Annotated in this window: 1 protein-coding gene (running past one end of the window); it reads right to left on the bottom strand. The window is 72.3% G+C overall.

What is annotated here, in order from left to right; all coding sequences use genetic code 11:
- Positions 1 to 26,421 carry the 5' portion of an actin cross-linking domain-containing toxin gene (locus Apa02nite_RS28495; protein WP_203827741.1) on the bottom strand. It extends 2,364 nt beyond the left edge of the window, so the window shows 26,421 of its 28,785 coding nt (coding positions 1-26,421); it begins with the start codon at positions 26,419 to 26,421; its stop codon lies beyond the left edge, outside the window.

Below are 26,421 nucleotides of genomic sequence, written 5' to 3'. Positions count from 1 at the left end.
GGTGACGAACGCCGCGCTCAGCGTCGCGTGGTAGGTGTGCCCCTTCCAGCGTCCTTCGAGGCGCAGCGGCAGGCTCTGCCCGCCGTTGGCCGCGCTGCCGGCGTGGTGGTGCGCGTCGGCCAGGAAGCTCTGCAGCGCCCGGACGTTGTCGTGCGGCTGCGCGCCGGGGGAGTCGGGCAGCAGCGCGTTCGCGATCGGCTCACCCAGCTCCGTGGCGAGGCGTCGGCGCAGCGGTGCGATCTGGTCACTGAGGTCGATCGTCGAGGCGACACCGCCGATTCCGTACGACACGGTGCCCGCCCCGGTGAGCCCCACCGGTGGCAGCTGCCGGGCCGGCGGGGTGACCGGAACGGCCGCCGGGGCGAGCCCGGCCAGCGCCGCGACCCGGCCGGCGTGGTGCTGCTGGGCCGCCGCCTGCTCGCCCTGCTGGCGGGCGAGCAGCGTGGTCCGCCGCTGGACCTGTCGCTGGGTCAGGTCCTGGACCTGGGTGGCCTGCCGCTGCAGCAGCGCGTCGCGGGCCGGGCCGGCACCGAGTGCGGCCAGCTGGGTGGCGTGCTCGGCGAGCTGGCGTTGCCGTTGCGTGCGTTCGTCGTGCTGTTGGGCCTCGGTCTCCTGGAGGTGCTGCTGCCGCAGGGCCCGGTCGGCGGTCTCGCCGTCGCGGGCGAGGTCGGCGGCGCGCATCCGGTGCACCTGGTCCTCGGTCAGCCAGATCAGCACCGCGTCCGGCATGGTGAACTGCTGGCCCGCGCGGCCGGTCGTCGGCCGGCCGAGGCCGAACAGGTCGAGGTTGCTGGCGTGGCGGGCCTCCGCGACGATCTCGGCCTCGACGTCGACCTGCACCAGTACCCGGCGCTGCGGGCCCGGGTCGGTGCGCAGCTTGGCGCGCCCGGCGAGCACCTTCTCGGTCACCTTGCCCCAGGTGCGCTGCCACGGGGTGAGCGAGGCGGCGAGCCGGGCGCTGCCCTCGGAGGTGTGGTCGCCGCGGTCGGTGGCCGGCCCGCTGATCGCGGCGAAGGCGCCGGCCGACACGCTCGCGTCGACCGCCCAGCCGTGCCGCGACCGGCTGCTCGTCCCGCCGGAGCGGCCCTGGCGGGCCTTCTCGTATTCGGCGGGGGCCAGGATCCGGGGGTTGGTCGGGCGCAGCCGGACCTTCGCGTCGCCGATCGCGTCCGCGGCCCGCCGCGAGTGGGTCAGGTTCGCCAGCGTGACCGGCTTGCTGAACACCTCGGGGTGCCCGGTCAGCCGCTCCGGCGAGAGCACCTCACCGATCGCGGCGGAGATCCGGCCGTCCGGGAACCGGAAGATCGGGTCCTGGGCGGCGTCGACGAGCGTCTCGCGCACCGCCTCCTGCAGGTGTTCCAGCCCGACGAACGACTCGATCCGGGCGCCGTCCAGGTCGTTCGGGTAGCCGCCGGTGATCTCGTTGAGCGGTGCCGGGTCCACGATCGGCGCCTGGTTGGCCGGTGCCACCACCGGCGCGGCCGGCGGCGCGGTGGTGCTCACCCGGTGCTCGGGCACCAGGAAGCGCAGCTTCAGCGGGAACGTCGTGGGCGCGGTGCCACCGGCCGCGACCACGTCGGGCAGGTGCCGGCCGGGTGTGCCGAGGCTCAGCCGCCGGGCGTTCGCGTTGAGCCGTACCGACGAGCGGGTCTGCGCGGTGACCTGCAGGGTTCCAGCGAACTCGCGCATCGGCACGGTGCCGACGTCGCCGTCCTCGGTCAGCGCCGGCCCAGTGCGGGAGTCGACGGCGGCGCGCCGTTCGACGCCGATGTCGTTGCCCTTGACCCAGGTGTGCGACACCCGCGGGCCGCCGAACAGCGCGCCGCCCGCGGTGCCGACCGGGCCCATCACCGTCGCGTCGACGCCGACGTCGAGGGTGGTGCTGGTGTCCTTGCCGCCGCCGGCCCCGGCGACGATCTTGCGTTTGGCGTCGGTCTCGATCGTGCCGCGGTCGGCCAGCTCGCCGTCGGAGAGACCGTCCAGGGTGCCGCGGACCGTCACGACGGTGGTGTAGTCGTGCAGCTTGCCCTGCTTGATCAGCGGGAGCTCCAGGCCCGGGCCGACGATCCGGTCTAGCAGGTAGCGCAGCTGGCGGTTGGACAGCTTGGTGCGCGCCGCCGAGTCCCGGGACAGGATCGCCTGCACGCCCGCGGTCAGGCCGCGGGCCAGCGTCGGGTCGCCGAACTGCTTGAGGAAGGTGTCCTCGTCGACCCGCAGACCCTTGTTCCCGGGTACGTTGCGCAGCACCTGCAGCAGCGAGTCGTACACCTTGTCGCCGCCGCTGAGGTCGTTGACGATCGCGCCGCCGAACGAGGTGCCCTGCTCCAGCTGGGCCGGGCCGAAGTGGGTGCGGTTCGTGCCGGTACGGCCCTGCCAGCCGGTGTCGTCCGGGTAGAGCGGGGTGTGGTGTGCCCGGTCCCGGGTGGTCCACTGCAGCGCGTCGAGCCGGCCGGCCAGGAACCGCGGCGGGTGCCCGATCACGCGGACCTGCAGCTCGTAGACGGTCTGGTAGCGCACCGCGGGGCCCTTGGCGGTGACCCGCTTGGTGGTGGACACCCGCTCGGCGATCTCCTGCTTGTGCGCGCCGCGCCGGGTCACGCCGACCTTCGGCCCGACCACGAACGCGATCGGCGCCGCGTCGGCTCCGACACCGGCCATCACGTAGCCGCCCCACTGCCGCTCGGCCGAGGTGCCTGCCGTGCCGGTGACGTCCATCCGCGAGTCGTCGTGGTGTTCGGCCTCGTCGATCTCGTCGACCACCTGGACCTGCCGGGCGACCGTACGGTATTGGATCGCCCGGTCCTTGCCCGGGAACAACCGTCGCCAGCCCTTCGGCGCCCGCAGCAGCGGGTCGGAGGTCACCCAGCCCTTGTGCGGATCGGTGGTGTCGTAGGCGACCGACCGGCTCAGGTTGCCGGCCAGCCCGGTGTCGCTGAACATCTGCTGCAGCACGGTACGGCCGGGCGCGCCGATCCGGGTCACGTCGCCGAGACCCAGCTCGCCGAGCAGCGTCTCGACCTGCTCGAAGTAGGTGCCGTCGGCGGCTGCGGTCCGGGCGGTGGCCTGCTCGACGCCGAACCGTTTCGGCGGCTCGCCGGCCAGGTCCGGTGCGTCGTCGGCGCGCGCCGGCAGGGCGGGCGGCTCGGTGAGCGCGGTCGCCACGCTCAGCCCGACCGACCCGTCGGCGGTGACTGGGCCGGTCCCGATGATCCGGCCGTCCGCGTCCACCAGGGTGGCCGTCAGGGTGACCGGCACGGTGATCTTCGTCTGCCCGCCGGCGACCACCTCGGTGGTGGTGCGGAAGGCGGCGGTCTGGGTGTTGGACTGGCTGGTGTTCGGCGCGGTCGGCACGGAGAGGCCGGCACCGAACACGGCAGGCGGCATGACCCCGATGCCGACCCGGCCCTCGATGTGGTGGTCCTGGGCGACCTTGATGCGGTTCGTGTAGGCGGCCCGGGTCTCGCCGGCCAGGGTGCGCTCGGTGTCCTCGTCGCCGGGGGCCGGCGGGTCGAGGGTCAGCCCGGTGAAGTCCAGCGTGGCGGTGACCCGCAGCTCGGCCGGCCGGCCGTTGACCATGGTCGGGTAGGGCCGCGGCGCGCCGACGAACTGTCCGAGACCGTTGCGCACGTCGTCGCGCAGCTCGGCCAGGGTGGCCGCGGTGATGGTCGGTGCGAGCGCGCGCACCTGGGCGGCGATGTCGGCGTCCTGGGTGGCCCGGATCTGCTCGGCCATGCCGAGCGACTCGTTGCGGGTGAGATATCCGGGCAGTGCGGCGCGCAGCGTGTCGGCCTCGCTGGGCGGCGGGGCGTCGTCGGCGACCGGCGCGGCAGGCGCGACGATCTCGTCGTCGGCAGGCGGATCCTGCGGTTCCGGTTCCGGCGCGGCCGGGGGCACCGGCGGCTCCTGCGGTTCGGGTTCCGGCGCGACCGGCGGAACCAGCGGCTCCGGTTCCGCGGGCGGCTCGGCCGGCGGTTCCGGCTGTTCCGGCTCAGCGGGCGGTGCGAGCGGCGCCTCCGGCTCGGCCGGCGCGACGTGCTGTTCTCGCTCGATGACAGGCGCGTCCCGCTCGAGGACGGGAGCGTCGGTCGCGGCGACGGGTGCATCGGTCTCAGCGACGGGTGCGTCGGTCGCGGCGACGGGTGCATCGGTCTCAGCGACGGGTACATCGGTCGCGGCGAGGGCCGGTGGTGAGGCGAGCGGGGCCGCCGGCTCGTCCTGCGGGATGGTCGCCGGTGCGGTGGTGGGGGTCAGCTCGGTGAGCATGGCCTGCCAGATCTGCGGGCGGTGGGCGGCCAGCCAGGTCATCTTCTGGTTGACGGCGCTCTGGGCGATCAGCTTGTCCGCGGGTGCGTTGACCCGGTGCTCGGCGACCTGGGTGCGCATCCAGTCGGCGAAGTCCGTCGCGTTCGCCGGGCTCGACACCTCTCGCCCGGCGCGGGCCACCGCCTCCCGCCGGTTGTCGCCGAACGTCGCGGCCGGGTCGGCGATCACGACCACCTGCTCCGGCCGGGACGGCACGTAGGTCGCGACGTCCGAGGTGATCGTGCGGTGTTCGAACAGCACCGCCGACTCCCCGCCGATGACGGCGTCGTCGATGCCGTGGCCGGCGATGTCGTTCTTCTGGGTCACGATGTAGGCGCGCGCGGCCTGCCATGCTGCCGGGTTGACCGTGGGCGGGGGTGTCTCGCGGATCAGTCTGAGGGCCTCGATCCGTTCCGGGTCGGGCAGCAAACCGACCATGGTGATCGGCTTGGTGCGGGGCAGCACCACCCAGGCGTTCTTGACCTTCGGGTCGGTCAGCGTCGTGATGCTGGGGCCGCCGGCCGGCACGTAGTCGCCGATCGCGATGCTGTGGTCGTCGACCTGCTTGGCGACGAAGTCGATGACCGACATCACGTAGGTGTAGGCGCCGGCGACCCGGTCCACGTCGAGGCCGGGGGCCGCGGTGTGCAGCTCGTCACGGGCCCACGTGGCGTGGTCCTTGTTGTACCAGGGTGCGTTGCGGACGGCGGCGGCCGCCGGCTCCGCGGAGGTGGCGACGTCGGTGGCCCGGATGCCGACGGTGACCTGCTGCATGGTCACCGGCATGGCGATCTTCGTGGACGCCGGTTCGCCGTCCGCCGCGCCGGAGCCGATCTCGTGGTTCTTGTTGGTCACCACCAGCTGCAGGCCGTTGCCGAGGCCGGTCGAGGTCAGCGGGCGGCTGCCGCCGGTGGCGAGGTGGGTCTCCAAGTGGTCGAGCAGGGTCAGCACGGCCTGTTTGCGCAGCTCCACGCCGGCCTCGGCGGCCACCTCGACCGGGTAGGTGACCAGCTCCAGGGTGTGCGTCTTCCAGTTCTTCCGGCTGGGATGGTCACCGGTCGACATGTCCTTGGTGATCATCACGAGCGGGGTGCCGTCGCTGGACGCGACGTAGGCGAACGCCCGTGCCGAGCCGCCGTCCAGGGCGGTGCTCACGCCGGAGAGCTCGATCTCGACGCCCACCGACGTACCCTCGAAGGTTTTTCCGAAGTCCGGGACGCCGCCGGACACCAGTTCCGTCAGCGGCGCCGGCGTTGCCGGCACATCAAGGCCGGCCGCGGGAAACTTCTGGTCGCCGGTGGAGACGAGGCTGATCCGAGCGTACGAGGGGTCGAGCGTCGCGAAGTGCCCCGCCTGGCCGTCGAGGAAGACGACGCCGTTGTGGTCGTGGACCACGTTGAACGCGTGGCCGCTGCCGTCGTGGCGCTGGACCGTGACGATGCCGCGGGCGCCCGGTCCGGCGGTGGTGAGGATGTCGCGGACCTGGTCGAGGTCGCGCACGGTGTCGAGCGGCCGTCCGGCGTAGTTCGACAGGTATTGGCTCGGGCTGGCCACCGCGCCGCCGGCCTGGAAGCGGTCGATGCCGCCGGTGGCCAGGGACATGTCGGTGGCGATCGCGGCGACGTAGCAGTTCGTGGACAGGTCGCCGCCCTGCTCGCGCAGCGGGTTGACGTCGAGCAGGAACGGATAGTCGGTGTCGCGCAGCCGGTCCTGGTCGTCGGTGTGCGCCGGGGCGGCGTTCTGGCTGCCGAGGGTGGCGCCGGGCCGGCTCGCCGCGAAGTGCGACAGGCCTTGCAGGACCTGGTCACGCTGCGGGTCGTGGGCGGCCGTGGCGACCCGGTCGAAGTACTGCTTGAGCGCGCTGTCCGGGTTGCGCAGGTCGGTGATGGCGGTGGCGATCGTAGTGATGGCGGTGTCGCTGGGTGCGTTTGAGTGGTCCCGGTATTTTTCGCTCGCCTCGGCCACCATCGCGGCGCGCCGGTTGTCCAGCAGGGCCTGCCACTGCTCGATCATCTGCTGGTCGAGAGGAATGCGGCGCCGTTGGCCGGCCATGAACTGCGTACCGTCGGCGGGCTGGTGCGCGAGAGCGGCCGCCACCACGGCGGTGTCGCCGAGGATCTGCGGGGCGTCGTCCTCGATGCTGTCCGGCAGCGCCCGGCGCAGCCGATCGAAGTCCTCCTGGGTCAGGTGGGCCTCGGCCGGGTCGGTGATCACCCGCGCCCGGCTCTTGAGGACGCTGGTGGCGGTGGCGATCCGGCCGATCGCGCCGAACGGGCCGTCGTCCTCGTCCTCCTTCACCGCCACCGACCAGTCGGTGCCGGCCTGGATCGCGGTGGTGACGTCGCCGAGCGTGCTGATCGGCGCGGCATCGGCGGCGGGGTCGCCGGACCGGGGGAAGCGGGTGGCTTCGGCGCTGGTGGTGGGCCGGGGCGAGAAGTACGGCCGGTTGATGAGCTGGACCAGGTTGGCGGTGTTCGCGCCTTCGAGGACCGCGGGCAGCGAGCCGAGCTGGTAGACGGTGCGGAAGACGTCCTGGGGCAGACCACCGGTGCGGACCACCACGACGTCGCCGGCGCTCAGGCCGGTCAGGTCGACCTGTTCGCCGGCGTTCAGGTCGACGGTGGTGAGCCACGGCGGGTTGTCGGTGGCCGGGGCGTAGTCGACGCGGGAGTCGCTGATCTCCAGGATCACGGCGGGACGACCGAGGGCGGCCTCGTGCACGCCGTGGGCCAGGGTCTGCCCGGCGCTGGGGCGCAGCTCGTCGTCGAGGCGGTGCAGGCCGTAGACCGGCATCACGTCGATCTCGTCGGCCAGGGCGGCCTTGGCGATCGTGACCAGGCCGTCGGCGCGCGGGCTCGGATCGAGGGCGGCGTGGATCGTCGCCTCGACGGTGGCCGCGTCCGGGGCCGGCACGTCGGTGTTGAAGATCGCGTCCGCGGAGATGACCTCGTCCAGGTCGACCGTGGTGACGTCCTCGCCCGGCCCGGTACGGCTGAACGCCAGCCGGTGGGTGCTCTGCCAGGCGTACGGCTTGAACACGATGGCCTGGTCGGCGCCCAGATAGTCGAGGAGGTTCTCGCCGCCGTCCTCGTCGAGGGTGTCCGCCGCACCGATGAGCACCAGGCGGTTCTGGTTCTGGCGTGCGTCGGTGTAGGTCCGCTCCGGGTCGAACTTGGCCTGGGTGACCCGGTTGATGCCGTCCATGTCGGCCGGCAGCAGGGTGTCGAGCTTGGCCCAGACGTTCGGCGAGGCGACCACGGTGATGTCGCGGTCGTAGCCGAGCTTGCGCAGCGACTCGATCAGCGTGACGCCCGCGGTCTGGTGACCGAAGTTGAGCGCCTCGTCGATCAGCACGGTCACGCCCGGCAGCTGCTGCGGGTCGCCGAGCAGGTCGCGGATCGCCGTGTACTGGGCGTCGCCGGTGGCGGCCGGGCCGCTGACCAGTTCCATCTCCGCGTCGGCCGGTTCGCGGCGCTTGGCCGGCCGTGCCTCGGTCTCCGGGCTGGGGCTGCGCTGGTCCCGGGTCCGTTTGGAGATCGCGGTCGAGCGTTCCAGCCGGTCCGCCAGCTCGGCGACGTCGGACTCGGCGGCGAGCAGCGGCCCCGGCGCGATCGCGGTGGTGCTGAACCAGCCGGATTTCTGCCGGTGCACCACGATCGCCGGTCGGCCGGTGGCCGCCCCGAACGGTGCGAACGTCTCGGTGCGATTGATCAGCGAGCCGTCCCGGACGTGCCGGACCTCGATCGGGCGGCCCAGCGCGGTGGCCAGGAAACGCGCGGCGTGGCCGTTCGCGCCGTAGCCGGTGCCGGCCAGGGCGTTGGCCAGGTGTTGCGGGCTGGTGCCGGCCGCTACGGCGTTCGCGGTGACGGCCGTCCGGAACGCCGGGTCGCCGAACGCGGCGAGGGTTCTGTCGCGCAGCGCCTTCGGGTCCATGCCGGATCCGCTGGTGACCGCGTGGTAGAGCGAGTGGGCCGGCGGCGGCGTGTTGTCGTCGCGGACGAAGCCGATGACCTCGTTCTCGACGTAGCGCCACCAACGCTGGTCGTGCGCGTCCGGGCGCCCGGCGATCGACTCGTAGGCGGCCCGGACCCGATGTTCCTCGGCGATGCCGTAGGTGATGCCGGCGAACGTGCCGTCCATCGGTTGCGCGATCGCCTGGCTGGGCGTGTTCACCGGTTGGTTGCCGAGGTGGGCCTGGTAATCCGGTGCCACGTCGGGACGTGTGACGCCGCGACGGGTCGGGCGCAGCGGCTCGGATGTCTGGTAGTCGCCGGTACCCGCGGTGCCCGCCACGTCCTTGAAACTGGTGCCCTTCCTCGAGGGCTTGGACTCGTAGAACCGGGTGCCCGGGTGGTGTGCGGGGGCGTGGTCCTGCGGCAGCTTGCCGGTCTCCAGCACGCCGCGGGCGAGCCGGAGCAGGTCGGTGCTGACCGCGCCGCCGGCGAAGTCGACCACGAACGCGGGTCCCCGGCCGGGCAGCGTGTAGTTGCCGGCGTGGACCGCCACCGACGCGAGGATCTCCGTCCTGTCCTGCGTGGCGAAGGCGTCCTCGACGTCGGTCGGTGTGGTGCTCGGCGGCACCGCCGTGGTGGCGGGGGCAGCCTGGTAGCTGCCGGTGAAGCGTTCCGCCAGCTCGCCGGCGGCGAACGTGTTGAGCTCCTTGGCCAGGTTGGTGAACTCGGCGCCCTTCAGGCCGAAGCTCAACGTGGGGTCGGCCATCACGACGAGGCCGTCCACGAACAGGTTGGGCTCCGGCGAATACGGCAGCAGCGGGTGCACCTTGGCCTGCCCGTCCCGGGCGGCCATATCGGCGCGGATCTTGTTGGACACCTGGGTGACGCGGCCCGGCTGGCCCAGTTGGACGAGGTTCGGGTTCGGGTTCGGCTGGGTGCCGGCCGCGGTGATCTGGGCGGCGAGGTCGTCGGGGCGGTAACCGCCGGCGAACATCAGCGGCCGGAACGGCGGCTCCGGTGTTTCCGGCGTCTCTGGCGTTTCTGGCGTCTCCGGGTCGCCGGTGTCCATCGCGTCGGGGTCGGCCGGTGTGGCCGGTGTGGCCGGTGTGTCCGAGGCGTTCAACGGCGCCAGCAGGTTCTCGAAGTGGTTGAAGACGTGCGGCCCGGTCGGTGACACGAGCCGGCTGCTGAGGTCGAAGTCCTGGACCGCGACGTACGGGTGGTGCCCGTCGCGGTGGTAGGCGGCGAGCAGGGTGCGGGTCGCCGGGTGCTGCAGGATGAGGTTGCGCATCTTGCCGGGCTCGAAATCCTTGGTGCCGAACGTCGACGCCACGAACGCGACCGGCTGGGGCAGGTCCCGGATCCGCGGGTTGTTGCGCAGCGCGGTGATGGCGTTCTCGGTCGCGGTGAACGCCGCCCGCCTGGCGTCCGGGTCGGTGGCCTTGACGTTGAGGTTGAAGACGAAGCCGACCCGGTCGGCGAAGCCCTGCTGCCCGGCCAGCACCTGTTGGATCATGGCGGGGATCTGGCCGATGTCCGAGGCCGGCAGGATGGCGTTGACGACGAACGCCAGCGGCCGCGCCTCGTCGAGGCTGCGGTCCACGGCGGCGAGGTAGCCGGTGCGGGTCACCGGGGTCGCCGGGGTCGCGGTGAGCTGGGCGAAGGCCGCGTTGTTGGTGTGCGGGCGCGGTGCCGGCCGGGTGCCGAGGGTGCCGTCCGGGGTGCTGGTGGTGCCGATCGCGCCTTCTTCGGCGGCGGCGATCCGGTCGAGGTGGCGTTGCAGGATCTGCGGGTCGTCGCTCGCCGTGGTGGTGGCCATGAGGGAGTCGTCGGTGGCGTGGCGGGCGGTGTCGTCGCGGTTGAAGACGCGGATGTTGTCGATGTTCTCGTCGGCGAGGCCGAGGTAGTGGCCGATCTCGTGGGCGAGGTCGAGGTCGCTGCTGGCGGTGGTCCACACGGTCTGCGTGGTGGCCGGGGTGGTGTCGCCGTGCAGGGCGATCGAGGTGTGGGCGCTGCCTGCGTCGTCGGTGAATTCGACGGTGACGTGGAACTGGTCGTCGCCGATCTGGAAGCCCTGGTTGTAGGCGGCGTTGACGGCGTCGATCGCGCGCTGCCGTGTCTGGTCGAGCTGCGCGGTCGCGGTGGTGTCGCGGGGGTCGAGGTGCACGCGGACGGTGAAGTCCTGCACGGTGCGGCCGTCGTCGGTGCTCAGCAGGCGGTGGTCGTAGGCGACCGGGCCGTCGATGCGGCCGAGATTGATCACCGGGCGGCTGGTTTCCGGGACCGGGAGGCCGGCTTCGCGGTAGGAGTCGGCAACCAGGTCGGGGACGCCGGTGCGGGTCGGGGTCAGCTCGACCACGTCGAAGGAGGTGGTGTTCGCGGTGCGCGGGGCGGTGGTGTCGCGCAGGGTGGCGATCTCGTCGGCGGAGACGGGTGTCGCGACAGTCTCCGGGCGCTGACCTGCGGTGCGAGGGCCGGTGGTGGTAGAGGCCGGCGCCGGGCGGGTCTGCGGGGCCAGCTCGGCGAGCATGGCCTGCCAGGTCTGCGGGCGGTTCTCGGCCAGCCACTGCATCTTCTGGTTGGCGGTGCTCTGCGCGATCAGCGCGGCGTCGGAGGCCGTCTTGGCCCGGGCCTCGGAGACCTTCGTGCGCATCACGTCGGCGAAGGCCGTCGCGTTCGCCGGGCTGGACACCTCGGCGGTGGCGCGCTGGACCGCGGCCCGCCGGTTGTCGCCGAACGCCGCGGCCGGGTCGGTGATCACGACCGTGGGCAGGGGCCGCGACGGTACGAACGCCGCCACGTCCGGGGTGACCGTGCGGTGCTCGAACAGCACCGCGTGACCGTTGTCGATCATGGCGTCGTCGATGCCGTGCCCGGCGACGTCACCCTGCTGGCTCACGATGTAGGCGCGAGCGGCCTTCCACGCCTCGGCGTTGGCGGCCGGCGGGGGCGTCTCGCGGATCAGCTTGAGGGCCGCGATCCGTTCCGGGCCGGACAGCCAGCTGACCACGTTGATCGGTTTGGTGCGGGGCAGCACCGCCCAGGCGTTCTTCACCTTGGGGTCGGTCAGGTGGGTGCGCGCGCCGCCGGGCGGCACGTAGTCGCCGAGCGGCACGCCGTAGTCGTCGGCGAGTTTGGCGACGAAGCCGACGACGGACATCACGTAGGTGTACGCGCCGGCCACCTGGGCCACGTCGAGACCGGGGGCCGCCGTTGTCAGCTCCCGGCCGGCCCGGTCGAGGTGGGTCGTGTCGTACCAGGGTGCGGTGCGGACGGCGACGGCGACCGGGTCGTCCGAGGTGGTGACGTCGGAGGCCCGGATGCCGACGGTGACCTGCTGCATGGACACCGGCATGGAGATCTTCGTGCCCGGCCGGTCCGAGGTGATCTCGTGGTTCTTGTTGGTCACCACGAGCTGCAGGTTGTTGCCGAGGTCCGTGGAGGTCAGGGCGCCGCCGCCGGCGGTGAGGTGGGTGTCCAGGTGGTCGAGCAGGGTCAGCACGGCCTGTTTGCGCAGCTCGACCCCCGCGTCGGAGGAGACCTCGACCGGGTAGGTGACCAGCTCCAGGGTGTGTGTCGTCCACTTCGGCCGCCCGGGGACCGTACCGGTGGACATGTCCTTGGTGATCATGACGAGCGGGGTGCCGTCGTCGGTCGACGCGACGTAGCCGAACGCGCGTGCCGAGCCGCTCTCCAGGGCGCTGCTCACGCCGGAGAGCTCGATCTCGACGCCCATGGACGTACCGTCGAAGGTTTTTCCGAAGTCGGGAACGCCGCCGGAAACCAGCGGCGCCGGGATCGCGGGGGTTTCCAGGCCGGCCGAGGGAAACTCCTGGTCGCCGGTGGAGACGAGGCTGATCCGAGCGTACGAGGGGTCCAGCGTGGCGAAGTGGCCGGACTGGCCGTCGAGGAAGACGACGCCGTTGTGGTCGTGGACCACGTTGAACGCGTGTCCGGTTCCGTCCATGCGCTGCACGGTGATGATGCCGCGCGCGCCGGGGCCCGCCGCGGTGAGGATGTCGCGGACCTGGTCGAGGTCGCGCACGGTGTCCAGTGGCCGTCCGGCGTAGTTGGCCAGGTATTGGCTCGGGCTGGCCACCGCGCCGCCGGCCTGGAAGCGGTCGATGCCGCCGGTGGCCAGGGACATGTCGGTGGCGATCGCGGCGACGTAGCAGTTCGTGGACAGGTCGCCGCCCTGCTCGCGCAGCGGGTTGACGTCGAGCAGGAACGGATAGTCGGTGTCGCGCAGCCGGTCCTCGGCCTCGGTGTGCGAGGACACGGCGGGCTGGCTGCCGAGCGGCGCGGTGATGCCGAGCTGGTTCACCGCGAAGTGCGACAGGCCTTGCAGGACCTGGTCGCGCTGCGGGTCGCGGGCGGCCGTGGCGACCCGGTCGAAGTACTGCTTGAGGGCGCTGTCCGGGTTGCGCAGGTCGGTGATCGCGGTGGCGATCGTCGCGACGGCCGCGTCATCGGGGACGTTCGAGTGGTCCTGGTACTTCGTGGTCGCCTCGCGCACGGCCGTGGCGCGCTCGGTGTCCAACCGCGCCTGCAGCTGCTGGATCATCGCCGGGGTGATCGGGATCCGGCGCAGTTCGCCGGCCTCGAACTGCCGGTAGTCGTTCTTCTTGTGCGCGACGGCGTCCGCGACCACGGCGGTGTAACCGAGGATCTGCGGGGCGTCGATCTTGATGCTGCCGGGCAGGGCGTCGCGCAGTCGCTCGAAGTCCTCCTGGGTCAGGTGGGCCTCACGCGGGTCGGCGGTCATCGCCTGCAGCCGGCTCGTGAGCACGCTGGTGGCGGTGGTGATCCGGCCGATCGTGCCGAACGGGCCGGTCTGGTCCTCCTTCACCTCCACCGACCAGTCGGTGCCGGCCTGGATCGCCTCGGTCACGTCGCCGAGCGTGCTGATCGGTGCCGCGTCGGCATCGGGGTCGCCGGAGTGCGGGAAGCGGGTGGCTTCGGCGCTGGTGGTGGGCCGGGGCGAGAAGTACGGCCGGTTGATCAGCTGGACCAGGTTGGCGGTGTTCGCGCCCTCCAGGACCGCGGGCAGCGACCCGAGCTGGTAGGCGGTGCGGAACACGTCCTGGGGCAGACCACCGGTGCGGACCACCACGACGTCGCCAGCACCGAGACCGGTCAGGTCGACCTGCTCGCCGGCGTTCAGGTCGACCGTGGTGAGCCAGGACGGGTTGTCGGTGGCCGGGGCGTAGTCGACGCGGGAGTCGCTGATCTCCAGGATCACGGCGGGGCGGTCGAGGGCGGCGGCGTGCACGCCGTGGGCCAGGGTCAGGCCGGCGGCGGGGCGCAGCTCGTCGTCGAGGCGGTGCAGGCCGTAGACCGGCATCACGTCGATCTCGTCGGCCAGGGCGGCCTTGGCGATCGTGACCAGCCCGTCGGCGCGGGGGCCGGTACCGATGGCGGCGCGGATCGTCGCCTCGGCGGTGGTCGCGTCCGGCACCGGCACGTCGGTGGTGTAGATCGCGTCGGGGGAGATGACCGTGTCCAGGTCGACCGTGGTGACGTCGTCGCTCGGCCCGGTCCGGCTGAACGCCAGCCGGTGGGTGCTCTGCCAGGCGTACGGCTTGAACACGATGGCCCGGTCGGCGCCCAGGTAGTCGAGGAACGCCTTGCCACTGGCCGCGTCGAGGGTGTCCGCGGCCCCGACCAGCACCAGCCGGTGCTGGTTCTGGCGCCTGTCGACGTAGGGGTGGTCCGGGTCGAACTTGGCCTCGATGATCCGGTTGACCCCGGGTGTGCCCAGCGGCAGCAGCGTGTCGAGTTTGGCCCAGACGTTCGGCGACGCGACCACGTCGATGGTCCGGTGGTGGCCGAGCTTGCGCAGCGATTCGATCAGGGTGAGACCGGCGGTCTGGTGGCCGAAGTTGAGCGCTTCGTCGATCAGCACGGTGATGTCCGGCATCTGCCGCTGGTCGCCGAGCAGGTCGCGGATCGCCGTGTACTGGGCGTCGCCGGTGGCGGCCGGGCCGCTGACCAGTTCCATCTCCACGTCGGCCGGCTCGTGGCGCTTGGCCGGCGGCCCGGTCTCCGGGCTGGCGCTGCGCTGGTCGCGGCCCCGCTTGGAGATCGCGGTCGAGCGTTCCAGCCGGTCCGCCAGCTCGGCGACGTCGGACTCCGCGGCGAGCAGCGGCCCCGGCGCGATCGCGGTGGTGCTGAACCAGCCGGACTCGTGCCGGTGCACCACGATCGGCAGCGCGCCGGTGGCCGGCCCGAACGGGGTGAACGTCTCCATGTCACCGGTCAGGGAGCCGTCCCGGACGTGCCGGACCTCGATCGGGCGGCCCAGGGCGGTGGCCAGGTAGCGCGGGGCGTGCCCGTGCGCGCCGTAGCCGTCGCCGCCCAGGGCGTGTGCCAGGTGCGGCAAACCGGTGCCGTCCGCCGCGGCGTTCGCGGTGACCTGGGGCCGGGCCGGCCCGTGGGCGAACGCGCCGAGAGCGTTGTCGCGCAGCGCCTTCGCGGCCGCGTCGGATCCGTCGGTCACCGCGTGGTAGAGCGAGTGGGCCGGCGGGGGTGTGACGTCGTCGCGGACGAAGCCGACGACCTCGTTCTCGACGTAGCGCCACCAGCGCTGGTCCTGCGCGGCAGGGCGCCCGGCGATCGACTCGTACGCGGCCCGGATCCGGTGTTCCTCGGCGATGCCGTAGGTGATGCCGGCGAACGGCCCGGCCATCGGCTGCGCGAGCGCCCGGCTGGGCGTGTTCACCGGGTCGTCGCCCAGGTTGGCCCGGTCGTCCGCGGCCACGCCGGGACGGGTGCCGCCCGGGCGGAACGGGCGCAGCGGTTCCGAGGTCTGGTAGTCCCCGGTGCCCGCGGTGTCCGCGACGGCCTTGAAACTGACGCCGGCCTTCTCGTCCTTGCCGTCGAAGAACCGGTCGATCGGGGCGGCCCCGGGAGCGTGGTCCTGCGGCAGCCGGCCGTTCTTGAGCACGCCGCGGGCGAGCCGGAGCAGGTCGGTGCTGACCGCGCCGCCGGCGAAGTCGACCACGAACGCGGGTCCGCGGCCGGGCAGCGTGTAGTTGCCCGCGTGCACCGCCACCGACGCCAGGATCTCGGCCTTGTCCTGCGGCAGGATGACGTCCTCGACGTCGGTCGGCGCGGTGCTCGGCGGGACCTGCTCGTCGGCGGGGGCTTCGTCGTGCCGGCCGGTGGCACGTTCCTCCAGCTCGCCGGCGGCGAACGTGTTCAGCTCCTTCGCCAGCTGGTCGAACTCGGCGCCGTTCGGGCCGAAACTCAGCCCGGGGTCGGCCATCACGACCAGACCGTCGACGAACAGGTTCGGCTCCGGCGAGTAGGGCAGCAGCGGATGCACCTTGGCCTGCGCGTCCCGGGCGGCCATGTCGGCGTGAATCTTGCCGGACACCCGGGTGACGTGGGCCGGCTGGCCCAGGGCGCCGAGGTCCGCGGCGGGGTTCGGCTGGGCACCGGCCGCGGTGATCTGGGCGGCGAGGTCGTCGGGACGGTAGCCGCCGGCGAACATCAGCGGCCGGAACGGCGGCTCCGGCGGCTCCGGCTCGCCGGTGTCCATCGTGTCCGGGTCGGCCGGGGCGTCCAGCGGTGCGAGCAGGTCGTCGAAGTGGTTGAAGACGTGCGGCCCGGTCGGCGACACGAGCCGGCTGCTGAGGTCGAAGTCCTGTACCGAGACGTAGGGGTGGTGCCCGTCCTCGTGGTAGGCGGCGAGCAGGGCGCGGGTCGCCGGGCTGTGCAGCGCGTCGTTGCGCATCGTGCCGGCCGGGAACTTCGCGGTGCCGAAGACCGACGCCACGAACGCGACCGGCTGGGGCAGGTCCCGGATCCGCGGGTCGGCGAGCAGCGTGGCGATGGCGGCCTCGACCTCGGCTTTCGCCTCCCGCTTGGCCCGCGCGCCGCTGGCCCTGACGTTGACGTCGAAGACGAACGCGACCCGGTCGGCGAAGCCCTGCTGGCCGGCCAGCACCTGTTCGATCATGGCGGGGACGTCGTCGAGGTCCGTGACCGGCAGGGCGGCGTTGACCACGAACGCCAGCGGCCGCGCCTCGTCGAGGCTGCGGTCCACGGCGGCGAGGTAGCCGGCGCGGGTCACCGGGGTCGCCGGGGTCGCGGTGAGCTGCGCGAACGCCGGGTTGGTGTGCGGCACCGGCGCGGGCCGGGTGCCCATCGTGCCGTCCGGAGTACTGGTGGTGCCGATCGCGCCCTCTTCGGCGGCGGCGATCCGGTCCAGGTGGCGTTGCAGGATCTGCGGGTCGTCGCTCGCCGCGGTGGTCGCCATGAGGGAGTCGTCGGTGGCGTGCCGGGCGGTGTCGTCGCGGTTGAAGACGCGGATGTTGTCGATGTTCTCGTCGGCGAGGCCGAGGTAGTGGCCGATCTCGTGGGCGAGGTCGAGGTCGCTGCTGGCGGTGGTCCACACGGTCTGCGTGGTGGCCGGGGTGGTGTCGCCGTGCAGGGCGATCGAGGTGTGGGCGCTGCCTGCGTCGTCGGTGAATTCGACGGTGACGTGGAACTGGTCGTCGCCGATCTGGAAGCCCTGGTTGTAGGCGGCGTTGACGGCGTCGATCGCGCGCTGCCGTGTCTGGTCGAGCTGCGCGGTCGCGGTGGTGTCGCGGGGGTCGAGGTGCACGCGGACGGTGAAGTCCTGCACGGTCCGGCCGTTGTCGGTGCTCAGCAGGCGGTGGTCGTAGGCGACGGGGCCGTCGACGCGGCCGAGGTTGATCACCGGGCGGCTGGTCTCCGGGACGGGGAGGCCGGCTTCGCGATACGACGAAGCGACCAGGTCCGGCACGCCGGTGCGGGTCGGTGTCAGCTCCACGACGTCGAAAGACGTGGTGTTCGCGGTGCGCGGGGCGGTGGTGTCGCGCAGGGTGGCGATCTCGTCCGCGGTGACCGGTGTCGCGACGATGTCGGGGCGCTGACCTGCGGTCCGTGGTCCGGCGGTCGGTGCCGGCGCGGGGCGGGTGGTGGGTGCCAGCTCGGCGAGCATGGCCTGCCAGGTCTGCGGGCGGTTCTCGGCCAGCCAGGTCATCTTCTGGTTGACGGCGCTCTGCGCGATCAGCGCGGCGTCGGAGGCCGTCCTGGCCCGGGCCTCGGAGACCTTCGTGCGCATCCAGTTGGCGAAGTCCGTCGCGTTCTGCGGGCTCGACACCTCTGTGCCGGCACGGGCGACCGCTGTCTTGCGGTTGTCGCCGAAGGTCGAGGCCAGGTCGGTGATCACGACCACTTGCTCCGGCCGGGACGGCACGAACGCCGCGACGTCGGGAGTGATCGTGCGGTGCTCGAACAGCACCGCCGGCTCCCCGCCGATGATGGCGTCGTCGATGCCGTGCCCGGCGACGTCGCCCTGCTGGCTCACGATGTAGGCGCGCGCGGCCCGCCACGCCTCGGCGTTGGCGTCGGCCGGTGGCGGCGTCTCGCGGATCAGCTTGAGCGTCGCGGCCTTCTCGGCGGCCGGCAGCCAGTGCACCATTTTGATCGGCTTGGTGCGGGGCAGCACCGCCCAGGCGTTCTTGATCTTCGGGTCGGTCAGCGAGGTGCTGGTGCTGTCGGCCGGGTAGTAGTCGCCGATCGACATCTTGTTGTCGTTGACCAGCTGGGCGACGAACCCGATCACCGACATGACATACGTGTAGGCGCCGGTGACCTGCTCCACGTCGACGCCGGCCGGGGGCGGGGCGGTGGCCAGCATCGACTGCGCGGTGCCGGTGTGGCTGTCGTCGTACCAGGGCGCCTGGCGGACGGCGACGGCGACCGGGTCGTCCGAGGTGGTGACGTCGGAGGCCCGGATGCCGACGGTGACCTGCTGCATCGACACCGGCATGGCGATCTTGGTGCCGGGCCGGTCGGTGTCGAGCGAACCGGAGGTGATCTCGTGGTTCTTGTTGGTCACCACCAGCTGCAGGCCGTTGCCGAGGTCCGCCGACGTGAGGGGGCCGCCGCCGGTGGCGAGGTGGGTGTCCAGGTGGTCGAGCAGGGTCAGCACGGCCTGTTTGCGCAGCTGGACGCCGTCGGCGGAGGAGACCTCGACCGGGTAGGTGACCAGCTCGAGAGTGTGCGTCTTCCAGTTCGACCGGCTGGGATGATCACCGGTCGACATGTCCTTGGTGATCATCACGAGCGGGGTGTCGCCGGTGGACGCGACGTAACCGAACGCGCGTGTCGAGCCGCGATCCAGGGACGTGCTCACGCCGGAGAGCTCGATTTCGACGCCCATGGACGTACCGTCGAAGGTTTTTCCGAAGTCCGGAACACCGCCGGACAGCGTGCCGACCAGCGGTCCCGGGACCGCGGGGGTTTCCAGGCCGGCCGAGGGAAACTCGCGGTTTCCGGTGGAGACCAGGCTGATGCGAGGGTACGCGGGGTCGAGCGCGGCGAAGTGTCCCGCCTGGCCGTCGAGGAAGACGACGCCGTTGTGGTCGTGGACGACGTTGAACGCGTGTCCGGTTCCGTCCATGCGCTGCACGGTGACGATGCCGCGCGCGCCGGGGCCCGCCGCGGTGAGGATGTCGCGGACCTGGTCGAGGTCACGCACGGTGTCGAGCGGCCGCCCGGCGTAGTTGGCCAGGAACTCGCTGGGGCTGGCCACCGCGCCGCCGGCCTGGAACCGGTCGATGCCGCCGGACGCGAGGGACATGTCGGTGGCGATCGCGGCGACGTAGCAGTTCGTGGTGAGCTCGCCGCCCTGGTCACGCAGCGGGTTGACGTCGAGCAGGAACGGATAGTCGGTGTCGCGCAGCCGGTCCTCGGCCTCGGTGTGCGGTGACGTGGCGCTCTGGCTGCCGACGGTCGTGCCGGGCTGGTTCGCCGCGAAGTGCGACAGGCCCTGCAGCACCTGGTCGCGGCGCGGGTCGCGGGCCGACGCGGCGACCCGGTCGAAGTACTGCTTGAGGGCGCTGTCCGAGGTGTGCAGGTCGTTGATCGCGGTGGCGATGGCCGTCACGGACTCGGGGCTCGGGTCGGTCGAGTGGTGCTGGTACCGGTCGCGGACCTGGTTCACCAGGTTGGCGCGCTCGTCGTCCAGGAGCGCGTGCAACTGCTGGATCTGTTCCTCGGTGACCGGGATCTGCCGTTCCAGGGCCGCCATCTTCTGCTTCTGCGTCATCCCGGTGACGGGCTGCGCGGCGGCGACCGCCTCGGGGCTCCCGCCGAAGATGGCGACGACCTCGTCGAGGCGGCTCGGCAGCGCATCGCGGAGACGGTCGAACTCGTCGCCGAGCAGGAAATCCTCTTCGCCCGGGTAGTCCACGACGGCCTGCGACCGGCTGGTCAGCACGCTCGTGGCGGTGGCGATGGTGGCGATGTTCTGGTACGGGCCCTTCTGCTCCGCCTTGAGCGCCGTCGACCATGCGCTGTCCACCCGGATCGCATCGGCGACCGCGGTCAGCGCGGTGATCTGACCGGCGTCGGCCGGGTCACCGGAGTCCGGGAAGCCGGTGTCCTCGGGCCGCGGCGAGAAGTACGGCCGGTCCAGCAGCTGGACCAGGTTGGCGGTGTTCGCGCCATCGAGGACCGCCGGCAGGGAACCGAGCTGGTAGGCGGTCTGGAAGACGTCCTTGCGCAGCGGACCGGTGCGCACCACGACCACGTCGCCGGGGTTCAGCCCGTCGAGCGTCAAGGGCTCGCCGGCGCGCAGGTCGACGGTGGTCAGCCAGGACGGGACCGGGTTCGCGTCCCGGGGCGGGGAGAAGTCGACGTCCGACTCGCTGATCTCCAGGATCACCGCGGGGCGGCCGAGGCCGGCGGCGTGCACACCGTGGGCCAGGGCCATGCCGGCGCCGGGGCGCAGCTCCTTGTCGAGGCGGTGCAGGCCGTAGACCGGCATCACGTCGATGGTGTCGTCGAGCGCGGCGGTGGCGACCGTGACCAGGGCGTCACCGAGGTTGCTGTCGCCGTGGGCCGTCCGGATCGTGGCCGTCGCGGTGGCCGTGTCGAGGGCCGGCATGTCGGTGTTGAAGATCGCGTCCGCGGGGATGGTGCCCTGGCTGAGATCCGTGACCGTGGCCGTGGCGCCCGGGCCGGTGCGGGAGAACGCCAGCCGGCTGCCGTTCTTCCACGCGTAAGGCTGGAAGACGACGGCCTGGTCGGCGCCCATGTAGTTGAGGAAGGAGTCCGCGTTGCTCGTGTCGATGGTGTCCGACGCGCCGACCAGGACGAGCCGGTTCGGTGCTCCGGGGGTGCGCTGGTCGGAGTAGGGGTTGGCCGGGCTGGCCAGGAACTCGTCCTGGGTGACCCGGGTGATGCCCGGGGTGCCGGGGGGCAGCAGCTTGTCGACCTTGGTCCAGACGCCGGGGGAGGCGACCACGGTGACGTCGCGGTCGTAGCCGAGCTTGCGCAGTGACTCGATGAGCGAGATCCCGGCGGTCTGGTGACCGAAGTTCATCGCTTCGTCGATCATCACGGTGATGCCGGGGAGGCGCTGCGGGTCGCTGAGCAGGTCCCGGACCACAGTCTGCTGGGCATCGGTCTGCTGGGCTTTTTCGGTCTCCGGGCGCGAGGAGGACGGTGCGGCCGAGGAGGGCGGCCGGTCGAGGTCGTTGTCGACCTCCGGGGTACGGGCGGTGGGCGCGTCGGGCGTCGGCTCTTGTTCCTGCTCGGCGGGCGCGGCGGTGGTCGGTTCCTGCTCGCGCGCGGCGGGGGAGTCGGTCGGGCCGTTCACGGGCGCCTCGGGGACGCGGACCGCGCTCTGGGTGGCCTGGTGGATGCGGTTGAGGTCGCCGGGAGTGAGGACCGGGGCCGGTCCGCGGGCCGCCCGGCCCATCAGACCGGGGCCCGTGTCGTGCGGGTTGTCGGTCAGCGCGGTGGGCACCCGGGCGTCCGGGCCGGCCGGTGGCCTGCGGAACAGCATCTCGCGGTCGTGGTAGGTGTCGGCCGCGCCGAGGAAGTGCAGCACCTCGTGGGCGAACACGCCGCTCTCGCCGGACGTGACGGCGTCGACCGGCCAGTGGAACTGCCGGGCGTCGTCGGTGCCGTTGTGCACCCAGACCGACGCGTGCGGCTGGGCGTCGGCGGGGTGCGAGCCGCCCGGGGCCGGCGGATCGACGAACTCGACCCGCACGTGCAGCTGGTCGCCGTTGGGCAGCTGGTACTTGCCGTTGAGATGCTCGTCGACCGCGCGCGCGGCGGCCTCGCGGACCGCGGCCACGTCGGCCGGCGAACTCGGGGTGGAGCCGTCCGGCGCACCCTGCTGGGCCGAGCGCACCGACGGATCAAAAGCACCGATCTCCAACCGTACGGTGTGCTCCTGCACCCAGGCGCCGTCATCTGCCTGGACCCGTCGCACGTCCGAGGCGATGTGGGTGAGCGCGCCGTCCAGCCAGCCGGGGCCGTGCTTGTCGATCGTGAGGTTGTCGGGGGCCATGCCACCGGTCGGGGTGGGCCCGTTGCGGCGCCCGCCGGTGCCCGGGTCGAAGCGTTCGGTCGAGATCCGCGCGGGTTTGACGTCGGCTGCCCGGCTCGCCCAGGCCGACTCGGGCTGGGCCGCGTCGCCGAGCAGATGTCCGGTGTTTTTGACATTTTCCGGCTCGGTGGCGGGACCGGGTGTCTTCCCCGGTGCCGAGGACTCCGCCGGGGGCAGCACCTCGCGGCGCTTGGCCGGCGGCGGGGCCGCGTCGGGCTCCGGCGAACCGGTCTCCTCGCGGCGGCGCTTGCTGCCCAGGGCGACGTCGTCCAGCTGGTCCGTCAGGTCGACGACGGTGTCCTGGGCGGTGTCGGTGTCCATCTCGTCGGTCTTGGACTCGGCGTCCAGCTCGTTGTCCCGGTACCGCTGCATCCGCTCGTCGCGGCCGGCCGGGTTGCCGGCGATGGACTCGTAGGCGGCGCGTGCCTTGTGCTGCGGGTCGATGCCGAACGTGACGTCCCCGAACGGTGTCTCCGACTCCTCCCCGGCCCAGGGCGCAACGGGCTGGGCGAGAGCCCCGCTGATCTTGTTGGCCTTGTTCTTGCCCAGGTCCTTCTTGTCCTTCTTGGACACGTCCGGATCGGTGCTGTCCGCCTCCGTGTCGTCGTGCCGGATCGGCCGCAACGGCTCGGACGTCTGGTAGTAACCGTCGGCCGCCGGGGCGCCGCGCAGACCCGCCCGGGTCGCCACGTCAGCGAACGACGTGCCCGCCTTGGCGGGCTTCGAGTCGAAGAACCGGTCGACCGGGTGGGCCGGTGCGGCATGGCTCTGCGGCAGCGCCGAGCTGTGCAGCAGCCCGCGGGCCAGCCGCAGCAGGTCGGTGCTGACCGCGCCGTCGACGAAGTCGACAACAAACGCCGGCCCGCGGATGGGCAGCGTGGTGCTGCCGCCGTGCACCGCGACCGACTCGTGGATCTCGGTCTGGTCCTGCGCCATCGGCACGTCGACAGTGGTCGACTCCGTGCTGTCCGGCACCGGCAGGTCGACCTCGGCCTCCGCGTGCGCCGTGGCGAAGCTCTGGTGCAGCTCGCCGGCCGCGAACGTGGTGAGCTGCTTGGCCAGGTGATCGAACTCGGCGCCCTTCGGCCCGAACTGCAGCTCGGTGTCGACCATCACGGCGAGGCCGTCGAGGAACAGGTTGGGCTCCGGCGCGTACGGCAGCAGCGGGTGCACCTTGGCCTGTGCCTGCCGGGCCACCATGTCGGCGCGAACCTTGTCGATCGCCGCGGTGATCTTTGCGGGGTTCTCGGCCAGCTTGTTCAGTTCCTCGGCTACGTCCTCGTCGACGTCCGAGTCGCCGAGCGCGGCGTCGAGCTGGGCCTGCAGGTCGTCGGGGCGGTAGCCGCCGGCCATCATCAGCGGCCGGAACGGCGGATCCGGCTGCGCGGCCGTCTCGTCCACCGCCATGTCGACGTCGCTGCCGGTCGGGCTCTGCGGGGCCAGGGTGTCGAGATAGTTCTGGACCTGCTGGTCGGCGGGGGCCAGGAGCGTCTCGAAGTGGTCGAAGACGTGCGGGCCGGCGGGCGAGACGAGCCGGCTGCTGGCGTCCGAGTCCTGGACCGAGACGTAGGGGTGGTGCCCCGCCTCGAGGAACCCGGCGAGCAGGTCGAGCGTCGCGGGGCTGTTCAGCACCTCGTTGCGCATCGTGCCGGCCGGGAACTTGTCCTCGAACGTCGACGCGACGAACGCGATCGGGTAGTCGGCGAACGGGCGCATGGCATCGCTGTCGCGCAGCTCCGTGATGGCGTCGTCGATCCCGGCGAGCTGGCTCTCGGACTCGTCGGCCGACGCCTTGGTGTTGACGCCGAAGACGAACCCGACCCGGCCGGTGGCGCCGGCCGGATCCTGCAGACCGGTGACGACACTCCAGATCATCGCGGGGATCTTGGAGACGTCGCGGACCGGCAGGATCGTGTTGACGACGTAGGCGAGCGGCTTGCCGGCGTCCAGGCTGCTGTTGAGCTGCTGGAAGTAGGTGCCGTAGTCCTCACGCGCCAGGACGTCGTCCGCGGGGGTGGCGCGCTGGTCGTAGGCCTGGTTGGTCCGCGCGATCGGCGCGGTGGCGATCTTGGGGGCGTCCGACTTGAGGCGCAGAGAGGAGGGGGCGCTGGAGGACGGGGGGAGATCGAGGTCCACGTCGTCGTCGAGTGCGGGCGCGGGTGTGGGTGTGGCGGCGATCGGTGTGGCGGGCGGGGCGGGTGCCTCGGGGGTCGGCGGGGTCGCCTGGACCTCGGCCTGCGGTGCGGTCGGGGTGACCTCGGGGGTTGCCTGGAGCTCGACCTGCGGTGCCGGGGCGGTGATCTCGGGGGTCGGCGGGGCGACCGGTGAGTCGATCGGGGTGACCAGGCCGATCTCGGTCGGCGGGGGTGGTGGGGTGGTGGGGCGCTGGGGGGTGGCCTGGGTGGGGGTGGTGGCGGGGTTTGCGCGGGTGGGGGCTGGGGTGGCCTGGTTCGCGGTGGCCTGGCCTGTGGTGGAGGGCGTGGTGGTGCTGGTCTGGTTGGTCCCGGGGCTGGGGGTGTTTGCCGGGGCGGGGCCGGTGGGGCTGGTGGTGGTCGGACTCGTGGTGTTCGTGCTGCCGGTGGCCGGACCTGTGGTGGTGCTGCTGGCCGGGACGCTGGTGCTGGTGGCGGCCGGGCCGGTGGGGGTGTCGGTGGCCGGGTTCGTGGTGGCCGAGGCCGGGGCGGGGGTGTCGAAGCCGGGGAGGCCGCCGGTCGGCGCCGGGCTGGCGGTGGCGGAGGCGATCGGGGGAGCGTTGACCACTGTCGAGGTCTGCGGGGCTGTCGCGGGTGGTGGCGTGACAGTGGTGCCGGGGTTGCCTCGGGTCGGTGTGGTCTCGCTCGTGCCGGTGGCCGGGTTCGTGCCGGAGGGCTGATTGCCCACGCTGCCGGTATTGCCGGTTCCGGTATTTACGGTGCCGGTGTTCGAATTACCGGTAATGCCGGTGTTCTGGTTGCCGGTGTTCGGCTGTCCCGTACCGATAGTGGTGCCGCCGGAGTGCGAGATGTCCGGCTGTCCGGTGGTTCCGTTACCGACAGTGGTGGTGCCATTCCCGATATTGCTGCCGGCGGATCCGCTGTTTGCCGCATCGGTGCTGGTATTGCCGCCGCTGGAATTTGTTCCACCGTTGTTTCCGGTGACCGTTTGGTCACTGGAGGCATTGCCGGTGGCGGAATTGCCGTCTTGGCCGGTGCCCGAGGACGAACTGCCCGGGGAATTACCGCCGGCGGGATTCGTGCTCGGCGCGTTGCCGCCGGCGGAGGCACTGTCGCCGCTGGTTCCGCCGACCGAGCCGGTGCCGGTCCCGCCCGTGCCCGTGCCGGTGCCGGTGCCCGTGCCGCTGGTGCCGGTGCCGTCGGTCCCGGTGCCCGTTCCGCCGGTTCCCGCGCCGGTGCCGCCAGTCCCCGTGCCGGTTCCGCCGGTATCCGTGCCTGTGCTGCCGGTGCCCGTGCCGCTAGTTCCCGTGCCCGTTCCGCCGGTTCCCGTGCCGCTGGTGCCGGTACCCGAGCCGGTGTCGGTGCCGTCGGTCCCGGTGCCCGTTCCGCCAGTTCCCGCGCCGGTGCCGCCCGTGCCGCTGGCTCCCGTGCCGGTGCCGGTGCCGCCCGTGCCGCTGGCTCCCGTGCCGGTGCCGCTGGTGCCGGTGCCTGTGCTGCCGGTGCCCGTGCCGCTTGCTCCCGCGCCAGTTCCCGCGCCAGTTCCCGCGCCGGTGTCGGTGCCCGTGCCGCCGGTTCCCGTGCCCGTGCCGCCGGTTCCCGTGCTGCCCGGAGCGGGCGCAGGCGCGCCGGTGTCGGCGTGGCTGCCGGTGCCGGTGGTCGGGGGAGCGACGCCGGTGGTCAGCGCCGGCGGGGTGTTCCCGCCTGAGCCGACCGCGGACTTCAGCGTCGACGGCGGCAGGTCGCCGTGCGCGCCGCCGGTGCCCGGCCCGATCGCCTGGCCGATCTCGTAGGCGCCGTTGTGCGCCATCCCGCCGATGATCGAGGAGGTGAACGTCGCGCCCGGGTTGAAGCCGCCGCCGCCGACGATCGTGTTGAACAGGCCCTCGAACAGGGTCTCGGCGCCGCCGGACAGCACCTCGCCACCGAAGACGTTCTTGGTGAACTTCGGGAAGAACTTCCCGCCGATCATGTGCATCCCGGCGACGCCGCCGCCGATGAACGCGCCGCCGGCGAACGACATCCCCAGGTCTTTGTAGTCGAAGCCGTGCCGGTGGCCCTCGGCCATCTGCACGATCTGCCCGGCCGCGCTCTGCCAGAGCTCCTCGAGGCCCTCCTGGACCGCTTCCCACACCAGGTGCTGCAGCACCTGTCGCAGCCGGGTGGACAGCATCTCGATGAGCGTCTTGACGATCTCCTGGCCGATTTTGATCAGCCCGGGGACCGCCGGTGCGCCGAAGCCCGAGGAGAGCGCGATCGCGATCTCGACGACCTGGGTGAACGCCGCGATGACGATGCCGTACTGGGTCGACTCGGAGTCCAGGGCGAACTGGTACGACGCGCCGCCCAGCGACGTCGAGATGTTCGCGCCCTGCGGGATGCTCTGGGTGATCCCGCGCGAGAACCGGCCGAACGCCTCGGCGGCCTGGCCGTCCTGGTGGGCGCTCAGCGCGTTGCCCAGGTTGGCCGTCGCGGCCATCCCGCCGAGCAGCGTGTTGGTGAACTGGTAGAGGTCGTCGCCCATCGCGCGCAGCTGGGTCGGGTCGGCCTGCGGGAACTCCTCGCCGACGCCGTACAGGATCAGGTCGTAGACCCACTGCCATTCGGGGTCGTGCGGGATGTGGAAGTCGGGCAC

Origin of the sequence: Actinoplanes palleronii (assembly GCF_016862315.1) — a bacterium.
GTDB lineage: Bacteria > Actinomycetota > Actinomycetes > Mycobacteriales > Micromonosporaceae > Actinoplanes > Actinoplanes palleronii.
The sequence above is the reverse complement of the archived record's forward strand: the minus strand, read 5'-3'. Positions and strand labels throughout refer to the sequence as shown.